Origin of the sequence: Cupriavidus consociatus, from assembly GCF_017814975.1 — a bacterium.
Taxonomy (GTDB): Bacteria; Pseudomonadota; Gammaproteobacteria; order Burkholderiales; family Burkholderiaceae; genus Cupriavidus; species Cupriavidus consociatus.
In genome coordinates, this window is sequence record NZ_JAGIQA010000063.1 from 1 (window position 1) to 9,990 (window position 9,990).

A 9,990-nucleotide genomic window follows, 5' to 3' on the forward strand; every position below is an offset into this window, starting at 1 on the left:
TACCGCTCGCGGGCGGATCCTGATCGGCTCCGTTATGCCTCTGCGGCCGCGATCGCTAACCAAAAAATCCTCTGCTTAATCGAAAGCTTGCGATTACTCGCCCGCAAGGAATTCCAGTCGGTCGAATTGCTTTGGCGCTTGGTGGCGCAAGGACCGGACGAAACGCTTGACGCTTTCGTAGCTGGCGGTGAAGCCGTACTGATCGACGAGATCTTGGTAGATCGCTGTGGCGTTCCGATGCAGTTGCACCTGGGCTTGCACAAACTCCTGGTATGGCGCGCACGCCGACAATTGATGTGCGCCAGTTGCCGGTGGTCGGGGTGGGGGGATTTGCGGCTCAGAGCCGGTGGTCACCGTGGGGGAGTTTGCCTGCTGGGCGGCGGCAAATTGCGCTTGATACCCGCGAATCGTCTTGCGGTCGACGCCGGTGATCCGGGCGATCTCCCGCTGACCCTTGCCAGCGGCGATTAGCGTAGCGATGGTGGTCTGTAGATGCGGCTTCAAGACGTTCACTCCGGTAACCCCTCTGCTTTATTCGAGGGGAACAAAGGTAACGTCCTGCATGGCGCTCAAATCACTTGCAGCGCCCCTTCAGGTGGGGGAGTTTGAGGTGACCACAGGTGGGGAAATTTGGCCGACCATCGGGGCTTGGAGAGATTAATTCGACATCGGCCGCGTCTTGAAGGCAGGTTATGATTGACGTGGTTTCCAAAGGCGAACCTGGGCTAGAGCCGTTCCAAGGCGGCGATCTGTATGTACGGGGCGGTAACGGAAGTTGCTGCGGGGCGCGTCTTCCGCGGGAGCGCTCTTGCATTCCGCGTAACCAGCCAATCGATGCATCGTGAATTCTCGGGCATCGGCGCACCCGCTTCGGCCCTTCAGACCGGTGCAGCAGCCCGCGTCTCCTCCCGGCTAGATGCTAACAGTGGGCGCTTGGTGCGAAAATCCGTCGCCTGTTCAAAAGCGTCTGCCACTTGGAACAGCAGCGGCTCTTGAAACGGTTTGGCGGCGATTTGTACAGAAACAGGGAGGCCGCCTTCGCCATAACCCGAGCAAAGACTGATTGCTGGCCATCCGCTGATGTTGAAGGGGTCGTAAAAACCGGGACTCGACAATCCTCCCCACTTCGGCACACCGTCAATTCGTGGTGCCTCTTTTTGGGCGCCTGCCGTAACCAAAATGTCGACATCGGCAGCGGCTTTCGCGGTGGCAATGCATAGCTCGTGGCGGCGGCGGACCGCCTGCATGTAGTCCGCGCTCGTCATGAGCGCCCCGAGCACCAAGCGGTCCCGTAGCATTTCCCCGTACTCGTCACCACGTGTGCGCATCCACGTTTCGTGGAGAGAGAAGGCCTCGCAGAGCATTATGACCGAGGCCGCCGCTTGGTAATCATACAGCGATGGCATTCTGACTTCCACGATCTCGGCTCCCTGAGCACGCCAGACGGCAATTGCGTCTTCGATGCCGTTTTGGACGGCCGGACTGACTTTGTTCTCGACTTCATGCCAATCTCTAGCCACGCCGATTCGGAGGCCTTTTATTTCGCGTCTTAATCTGCTGGTGAAATTGGGAACCATGCAGTCAACGCTTGCTGCGTCTGTCGGGTCATAGCCTGACATCGCCTGGAGTAGCAATGCGCAATCTTCGGACGTCCACGCGATGGGTCCCGGGTGATCAAGAGAAAAAGCCAATGGCAGAATGCCGGTGCGGCTGCAGAGCCCATAGGTGGGCTTAATCCCTGTAACTCCGCACAACGCTGCAGGGGAGCGGATGGATCCGCTCGTATCAGTACCCGTGCCGCCTAGAATAAGCCCTGCCGCTACGGCCACTGCCGTCCCGCTAGACGATCCGGAGGAGAAATGGTCCGGATTCCACGGATTGCAGGCGGGCGGTAGTTCCAAGTCAAACGATGGACCGCCAAGAGCAAATTCATGCGTAGCAAGTTTGCCCAGCGATAGGGCACCGGCTTGGGCTAAACGCGACACTATGTGGGCATCAACGTTCGGGACCCAATCCTTTAGAAGCTTGGAATGTGCCGTGGTACGAATTCCGCTCGTGCAATAGATGTCCTTGTGAGCTATCGGGATGCCGTCCAGGGTGCCAAGCAGTGTTCCTGTCATCATTCGATGTTCAGCAGCCTTGGCTTCCTGAAGCGCACGTTCGGGAGTAACTCCAATGAAGCTGTGCAAAGTTCCATCCAACGCCTCAATACGTGACAGACAGTGCTCTGCCAGTTCCACGGGAGATAGTTGGCGCGCGGCAATAAGCGTTGCGGCCTCCGCGATCGTCGGAGTTTGCATTAAAGAGTTCCCTCTTCATCGAAAGGCTTCAGATAAAAACCAGCACGAAAGATGTGCGACGGTTCCGCTGACCGCTCTCGTTCCGAGTTGCGCAAGCGGTCGAGCATTGGTTCCACAAGACCCCAAACTTCGTGAAGTTCGTCTATCTGGGACAGGGAAAGTACAAGGCCGGCTCGTCGGATTTGTGCCTCGAAATCCTCGCGCGATATCTGTGTCATACGTCATTCTCCCGGGCTGTTGCCTGGATTCGTGCCTATGTCGATAATTGTCGCCGCTTCGCAATACTGTAAGCTCATAAATTAGGCTAGAACGGTCAGTAATTTGGAAACGGGCCAGCTGGGGTTCTCCGCAATTTTCCTGCAAGCAGAAATGATGTTCTCGCTCTTGCAGCGTATCGGCGCTTCGGTCTGGGAAGACAAGTCACGGAGCTTCTGCTCGACCGCGCTCCACGGCATGGGGTTGTCGACATCGCCGAGCGGGTGTGTCACTGTCTCCGAACGCCAGATACCGTTGACCTTGAGGCTGACCCTGGACGGCGTATATTTTGGAAATGCCATTCGAAATTCCTCTCCTTCCCTTATTTTGATTTTGCGTGAGAGGGCAACAACATCTTTGTCTTTCAAGACTTCGGGCCGCATGGGACGGAACGCCGCAGCACCACGTAATGCGGCTAGCGCTACGCTAAACGGAATACTGAATTGTGCACCTTCCAAAGTCAGCGGCGAGGTTTCGTTTGTGATCGTAAAAGCCTCTGGGAAGACTTCCACTACCACTTCCTGGATATCGGCCACTCGTATCGGAGTCCCTTCGACAAGGGCAAGTACCGCGTCCATTGCGGCATGCGTATACCGGCAGGACGCATATGGCTTAATGTACGTATAGGCCACTTCCCAGCGGGACCCGAGATCGCGCGTAATCTGGCTCGCATCAAATACGCCGGTGCGATCCAAGCTATCGAGTGGGCCGTCTGCCCCAGCCTTTGCGCGCTCCAAGGCGACCATGGCTGTCAATGTGGACCAAGGACTGCTGCCTTTCACGCTGCTCATGCGTCGGTACGAGCCAGCAGGAAGATTCTCGGGAGATTCCGCTCCGGCAATTGTCATCGCATGGGCAATTGTTTCGGCCGGTTGCCTGTGTAGCCACCCCAACGCCGCCGCGACGCCGTAGCCGACCCAGCGGCCAGACGAATACGTTTTTACCGTGCTAGGCGGCCGTGCGGCGGCTATACGGCAGGCTACGTCATACCCAAGTGCGCACGCAGTAAGCATCTCCCCCGAAGTGATATTCGTTGCAGCGTCGGCGCAAGCTTGGAGCACCGCCGGTACGATCGACGCGCCTGGATGGCCGCTCGCCCCGCGGTGACCATCGTCGATATCCAGTGCGCTAGCTGCGGCGCAGTTCGCCAAGATGGCAGCGCCCTTGTGAGTCTTCGAGCCGGAAAACCAGATGGAGCTTCGGCCTTCGCCGAACAGCGCGGCCGCAGCCGCTCGCATCTCCCTGGCGTTCCTCGTGGCATATCCTCCGGCACTGGACGCAATCGTGTCCATTACGTTGAGGGCTGTACGTTCCAAGGCTGCTGAAGGAACGTTGGCTGGGGTCGTCCCGCTTACAAATTGAGCGAGCTTAATCGCAGTGTCAGTCATTGCATAAGGGTTGTAGCGGCGTTTTCGCCACGCGTCTGTGCACCTTGCTGAGGTGTGCCAATCTTCGGAAAGGCACGACCCAGACAAGTGCATGATATACCTAGTATATCGTATGGGATGCTGTGTACAAAGGTGTTATGCCTGACCGGGAGCATGTCGGTCCGCTCTGCGTCGCCACGGCGAGGTCCCGTTCCGAGTTGCGAGCGCTGAGCGTTTCTTACGTCTCGGCGGGGCGCCATCGTTTACCCTTATTTTGGCGACTAGATATACCTAGTATGATTGCTGTGCAAGCGGGGACGGTTGGTCGCGCAGCATTGTTTTCAATGCACGCCAACCGCGTCGCCCTCTCAACACTAAAATTGAGGAGTCCGTATGGTTTCGCTCTCAAAGACGCTTATGCACACGGCGATTTGCGGCTTGACAGTGCTAGCGTCACAGGTCGCACATGGAGAGTCAATTAAGGACAGGGTTCTGAAGGAAGGGCGCCTCACGATTGGCATTCACAATCAGGCTCCGTGGGGCTTCAAAACTGAGACTGGCGAAGTCAGCGGCTTTCATCCCGATATGATTCGTGCGGTACTGGGGCCTCTGGGAGTGAAAAAGATTGACTTTGTCATAGTAGAGTGGTCTGCGATTGTGCCAAGTCTTCTCGCCAAGCGGGTCGATGTGGTCGCCTCAGGGCTGGCGATCAGCCCTGTTCGGTGCCAGCAAGTAGCCTTTAGTGAGCCCGACGTCGCCGTCGTTGACGCTCTTCTCGTAAAGAAAGGGAATCCGCTCAAAATTCATAGCTATGCGGATATCGTTGCCAACCCGAATGTAAGGGTGGCCGGCGGTCGAAATAGCGCTAGCGTTGAGAACGCACAAAAGGCCGGTGTTCCGAAGAGCCAATTTCAATTGTTCCCGGGAGTCGAAGCCGGAGTAAGCGCTTTACTGGGCGATCGAGCCGATGCGGCGAGTTATTCGTCTGCGACGATTATCACCGTGCTTAACGACCCGAAAATCAAGGGACTTGAGCGCGCCGCGCCTTTCGCGGGTCTGAAGGAGGCGGGCCACGAAGTCGCTAGCTATGCGGCAATTGCGTTCCGCCCTGAAGATGCTGCGCTTCGAGATCTCTATAGCGACAGCCTGCGAAAGCGAAAAGCGGACGGCACAGTCGCAAAGATTATGGCGAAGTATGGCTTTACATCGGCTGAAACGGTGCCAGAAAGCGTAACGGCCCAGAACCTGTGCCGGGATGCCTACCGCTGAAGGAGTAAACTGTGAGTTTCTATCAAGTTCTGGCCGGAATATTCGAGGGCTTTAAGATTACGGCTATAGTTTCGGCCCTTGGATTGCTCTACGCGATTCCGTTCGCGCTGGTTTTTGGAATACTGCAGCACTTTGCGAAAGGCTCCGCGCGATTCTTTATTACGGGGGTCATAGAATTTTGGCGTAGTTCTCCCGTAATCGTTTTGCTTTATGCGTTCTATTATTCATTTCCCGCTTTTGGCATCAACCTCTCAGCAATTACAGTAGGGGCTATGGTGCTAGGGCTGAATACCGGAGGCTATGGCAGCCAGTCCGTTCGAGCTGCATTGCAGGCGCTGGATCGCGGTCAGTTGGAAGCCGGGCTTGCGATCGGGCTCACACGGTTTGACGTTCTGCGGTTCATCGAGCTACCGCAAGCGATCACGAGAATGATTCCGACGTTCATTAATCAGGCGATACAGTTGATCAAGGGAACCGCACTCGTTTCTCTGATTACGCTGACCGACATGACCTTTCGGGCCAAGGAGATTGCTCAGGTCCAGTACAACCCCGTTGCTATCTACTCCGGACTCCTATTGGCCTACTTCATTGTTTGCTACCCCGTAACAATCATGGGTCGGCGTATTGAAATCGCATTCGGAAAGAGCAGGCAGGCCATCTATGAACTTTGACCTCACATATGCGCTTCGCATAATCCCCGAAGTGCTGCATGGACTTGGTAACACAATTCTCGTAACCATCCTGAGCTCTATTGGTGCGGCTGTATTAGGATTTGGCTGGGAAATCTTGAGGCGTTCGAATAAGCCGATGCGCTATATGATGCGATTCGTCATCGATTTCATCAGATCTACACCGGTGCTTGTTCAATTGTATTTTCTGTTCTTTGTTTTGCCTTACTACAATATCGTTCTACCGGCGATGTTTGTCGGTGTCTTCGGTCTGAGTCTGTACTACTCGGGTTATCTGGCTGAAGTATTTAAAGCTGGTATTGATGCCATTCCGCGCGGACAGTATGAGGCAGCCCAGTCTCTACGCCTGAGCAAGTTCGATACCATAGCTTTCGTTATCGCTCCTCAAATGCTGCGCAACATCGCCGCGCCAATGGGCAGCTACTTCGTTTCCATACTGAAGTCTACGCCTTACCTTGCTGTATTGGCGGTTCCGGAGATGTTGGGAAGTGCTTTTGACGTGGCTGCGGACAGCTATCGCTACGCTGAACCTATGATGGTTGCTGGAATTCTGTTCCTCATTTTGGCGCTCACTGTTGCGATGTTTGTTCAGCGCCTCGAAAGGCGGTTGCTGCTTTCGACTCGGCGTTAACTAATAGATTGGAGACATGAATGAGTGTAACTATGCGAGCAATTAAGGCCGAGCCGGAATTCGTGACAGGCCAGCCGTCCGTCCAAATACGACATCTCTCGAAGTGGTACGGTGACTTTAAAGTTCTGAAGGATGTCAATTTGACGGTTTCAAATGGTGAGCGAATCGTCATTTGCGGCCCTTCGGGCTCGGGCAAGTCGACCCTTATTCGTTGCATCAACCAACTCGAGGTTCACCAGGAAGGGCAGATTCTTGTCTACGGTGAAGAGATCCGCGCGGGAATGAAGAACCTTTCTTATCTTCGGCGCGACATCGGAATGGTCTTTCAGCAGTTCAATCTGTTTCCTCACCTTACGGTCTTGCAGAACTGTACGCTGGCGTTGATTCGCGCAAAAAAGATGGGTAAAGATGAGGCGCAGAAGATCGCAATGCGCAACCTTGAGAAGGTGCGTATTCCAGAGCAGGCTCATAAATATCCGACCCAACTCTCGGGGGGGCAGCAGCAGCGCGTCGCGATTGCGCGAGCGCTTTGCATGGCGCCGAAGATTATGCTGTTTGACGAGCCTACCTCTGCTCTTGATCCAGAGATGGTTAACGAAGTCCTGGACGTAATGACTACTCTCGCTCGAGAAGGCATGACCATGCTCTGTGTAACCCATGAGATGGCCTTCGCGCGAAAGGTGGCGGACAGAGTCATTTTCATGGACAGTGGTGAAATCGTCGAAGAGGCCCCACCGAAAAAGTTCTTTAGCGCCCCCGTAGCGGAACGTACTCGTCGTTTCCTTGAGCAGATTGTTCATTAGGCAACTAGCGGAGTTTCCGACGGCCAGATACATCATTCTCTAGAAATCGTCTCCAATTTCCTTTCTCAACTGGCGGGTAAAACACAATCTTGGCGCCAGTTGAGACAAGTTATGCGGAAGCGACCCCTGCTCGCAGTCCTTAGCAGTGCTTGAACCATGAGAACGGAACCGAATGCCATAGTTGTGGCATAACGGCCACTCTGGCAGGAGCCATGCCGAAACATTGCCGCCTACGCTGGGTTATACTAGGTATGCGAAGTATCGACTTCTCCCGACAATGAGGATCCATGGAAACTCCATCACAACCCCCCAGCGGAGCTTGGCAATGACAAAGCACGCTCTCACACGAAATGGCTTGTCTCTGCACGAAGGATTGCGTACAGAGATCTCCAAGCGTATTGCTGCGGGAGTGTATCCTGGAGGGGAGGCAATCCCCTCGACGTCCCAGCTTAGCGACGAATTCGACGTCAGTCCCATCACCGTGAAGCGTGCCGTGCGCGATTTGCAGTCGGCGGGAATGCTTACATCGGTCCCCGGGAAGGGCATCTTTGTTAAAGAGCAACGTCGCTTTGTTCGCGCTTTGGGCGATTGGATGTCGTCCATGGAGGACGCGCGACGCGTAGGCTTCGCTCCGACGTTGGAGTTGCTTTCAATCAGCAAGGAGAAGATTACTGACCCGGCGCTGGCTGTATTGAAGCCGCCGCAGCAGAGCATGCTGTGCGTACGTAAGGTCATATTCGCTGATGGAACTCCAATCATGTATGACTCCGCGTATATTTCGGCGGATGTTCCAGACCAAATGGTAGAGGAGTTTGGCGAGCGCTTCATTGTTGACGTTCTACGCGATCATAACGTTGAGCTGACGAATATGTCGTTAGTTATCGACGCCGCCCCAGTATCAGCAGGAGCTCAGCAGGTCTTCGCAATTCCGAACGGCTACCCTATGCTGCGGCGGCTTTATCACATAGAAACTAATGAGCCTGGCTTCGACGTGTTTGGCGTGGTTGAATCACCGTTTGATAGGCTCGCTTGCTCGGTGAGTTTTCCCGCCGAGAGAATCAATCCCAAAAGGTAGAGCGGGGGAAGACTTAGAGAGGGGGAAGACTAACCGTGCTACCGGTGCAGTGCGGTCTGATGTCGAACAGTCCATCCGAACGTTGTCCGGCGCCGAACCAGCGCGGCCAGGGCAAGCCCCCTTTGCTAGGCGCGGGTCTTCTCCTGGGATCAGAGAGGAGACTTTACATTGCCATGACGCACGCTGTGTCGAGGTCATCATCGGCCCCGGCAGCGTACTGAACTACCGCAAGAATCTGCCTTCAGCAGCGTCCTGCTGGACATCCCGCGCACGCGTTCGCCGCTTGGTTGTCGTGATGAAGGACTGCGCTGCTGCGCTTTCGCTGTGAGTTGCTGTTTCAAACCAGCCAGATCTTCGGCATCGACGATGGTTCCCGATGCGACCGCGACGATGTCGCGTGAACAATAGCTTGCCGAAGACCTGGCCGAGATTCTCACCCTATTGTCCTGCCGGTTGTGCGCTCCGGGAGCCGAAAGAACCTAAGCGCGCTGCCTTTCTGATGCAGGCGGCCACGCAAAAACTCGCGTGTGTCTGCACTACGGGCAATCCACGTTGCTAACGCGCCACGCCGAGCAACTATGATTCGCTTGAGCGAAAGCTGTATGCCCTTGTCGCCGCAGGGGAGACCCGCGGCAACCAACTTTCCAACTGCACCACAACAGTAAGGGCAAATTCCACCTCAAAAGCCGCTTGCGGACGAACTGATAGCCGACGGCAGCGGCAAGTTTCTCGTCATCGAACAAGTGGACTTCGCATGACCGGTTCGTCATTGAACAATTGAACATGAACTGGACTGCAACGTAGTTTCGGCTAGCGGAATCAGCTAGCGGATCCACCGCGATTAGACAGTACCATTGGTCGGGATGGAAACGTCCCACCCTCCAGCAAGAACCACCGTCCGCCTTGAGACAGATCCGCCCATGTTTAAAGTGACGGTGGTTGGATTGGCTTTGACATCCCCGTCAGGCAAGTGAATGCCGGCCGACGCCTTCTTGCTTTATCGCTGCTTTAACCGAATCAGATGCCTAGTTTTCGCCAAGTCATCCCATGCCTTTTTAAACGACTTGGACGGCACGTGAAAAACACCTTGACAGTCCATGATGATCGCCAACATACTAGGTATATTACCGTTCCTGGCGCAACACCTGTGATGTTGCGGTCTCGATAAGACTTAAACCTTTACGCCGTCGCATATCCGGATTTTTGGATGCCTATCTCATTTTGTATGCGAAGCCAAAATGGATATCAAAATATGGCGGATTCAGCGGAAAAACTGACGTCGTTGAATGCACGCCGGGTTTTTAAGTGGTCGTCAATGCAAGAAGAAGGAGGAGAATCCGTGAAGTACAAGATTGGACTGCTGGCTGCGACAACCTTAGCCATGGGAAACGCTTGCGCACAGTCGAGCGTGACGTTATACGGGGTTATTGATGCCGCAATCCGCTACACAACGAACCAGCCGACAGCGAATGGGCCGCGATCTCTGGTTGTCTTAAGCGAAGGGGCTTTCAACGGGGGGCGGTGGGCAATCCATCCAAGTTAAGCCGCCAATAAAATCGCAATTTGCCCCGCGAACCCTTGACTTGTGACGAGGTTCGAGG

Annotated in this window: 7 protein-coding genes and 1 pseudogene; 5 read left to right on the top strand and 3 right to left on the bottom strand. The window is 55.0% G+C overall.

The window, feature by feature from the left end:
• Positions 1–96: 96 nt before the first annotated feature.
• The 3 genes and pseudogenes from J8I82_RS36415 to J8I82_RS36425 form a co-directional block, all read right to left on the bottom strand.
• A pseudogene (locus J8I82_RS36415) lies at positions 97–513 on the bottom strand (IS21 family transposase); the annotation flags it as partial.
• Positions 514–878: 365 nt separating this feature from the next.
• Positions 879–2,300 (bottom strand): amidase, encoded by a 1,422-nt coding sequence (locus tag J8I82_RS36420; protein ID WP_209765278.1) that lies wholly within the window; start codon positions 2,298–2,300, stop codon positions 879–881.
• A 299-nt stretch (positions 2,301–2,599) separates the two neighbouring features.
• Positions 2,600–4,036 (bottom strand): MmgE/PrpD family protein, encoded by a 1,437-nt coding sequence (locus tag J8I82_RS36425; RefSeq protein ID WP_336620933.1) that lies wholly within the window; start codon positions 4,034–4,036, stop codon positions 2,600–2,602.
• Positions 4,037–4,315: 279 nt separating this feature from the next.
• On the opposite strand from J8I82_RS36425, the gene ehuB reads away from it, so the two are divergent.
• The 5 genes from ehuB to J8I82_RS36450 all read left to right on the top strand — a co-directional run bounded on the left by ehuB (position 4,316) and on the right by J8I82_RS36450 (position 8,389).
• Entirely contained in the window at positions 4,316–5,191 is an 876-nt protein-coding gene (gene ehuB, locus J8I82_RS36430; protein ID WP_209765282.1) for an ectoine/hydroxyectoine ABC transporter substrate-binding protein EhuB, read from the top strand.
• Between the two features lie 11 nt (positions 5,192–5,202).
• The gene (locus tag J8I82_RS36435) at positions 5,203–5,862 is read left to right on the top strand and encodes an amino acid ABC transporter permease (protein WP_209765284.1); all 660 of its coding nucleotides are present in this window, start codon (positions 5,203–5,205) and stop codon (positions 5,860–5,862) included.
• Positions 5,852–6,511, top strand: a complete 660-nt coding sequence (gene ehuD, locus J8I82_RS36440) for an ectoine/hydroxyectoine ABC transporter permease subunit EhuD (RefSeq protein ID WP_209765291.1) — start codon at positions 5,852–5,854, stop codon at positions 6,509–6,511. The genes J8I82_RS36435 and ehuD overlap by 11 nt, the downstream gene beginning before the upstream one ends.
• 20 nt (positions 6,512–6,531) lie before the next feature.
• On the top strand, positions 6,532–7,314 hold the full coding sequence (locus tag J8I82_RS36445) for an amino acid ABC transporter ATP-binding protein (protein ID WP_209765293.1): 783 nt from the start codon (positions 6,532–6,534) through the stop codon (positions 7,312–7,314).
• Positions 7,315–7,639: 325 nt separating this feature from the next.
• The gene (locus J8I82_RS36450) at positions 7,640–8,389 is read left to right on the top strand and encodes a GntR family transcriptional regulator (RefSeq protein WP_209765295.1); all 750 of its coding nucleotides are present in this window, start codon (positions 7,640–7,642) and stop codon (positions 8,387–8,389) included.
• Positions 8,390–9,990 lie beyond the last annotated feature (1,601 nt).

Bases quoted from the DNA above. Each gene is read 5' to 3' on its own strand.
- J8I82_RS36420 (WP_209765278.1), bottom strand. From the start codon at position 2,300: ATGCAAACTCCGACGATCGCGGAGGCCGCAACGCTTATTGCCGCGCGC.
- J8I82_RS36425 (WP_336620933.1), bottom strand. From the start codon at position 4,036: ATGCACTTGTCTGGGTCGTGCCTTTCCGAAGATTGGCACACCTCAGCA.
- ehuB (WP_209765282.1), top strand. From the start codon at position 4,316: ATGGTTTCGCTCTCAAAGACGCTTATGCACACGGCGATTTGCGGCTTG.
- J8I82_RS36445 (WP_209765293.1), top strand. From the start codon at position 6,532: ATGAGTGTAACTATGCGAGCAATTAAGGCCGAGCCGGAATTCGTGACA.
- J8I82_RS36450 (WP_209765295.1), top strand. From the start codon at position 7,640: ATGACAAAGCACGCTCTCACACGAAATGGCTTGTCTCTGCACGAAGGA.
- ehuD (WP_209765291.1), top strand. From the start codon at position 5,852: ATGAACTTTGACCTCACATATGCGCTTCGCATAATCCCCGAAGTGCTG.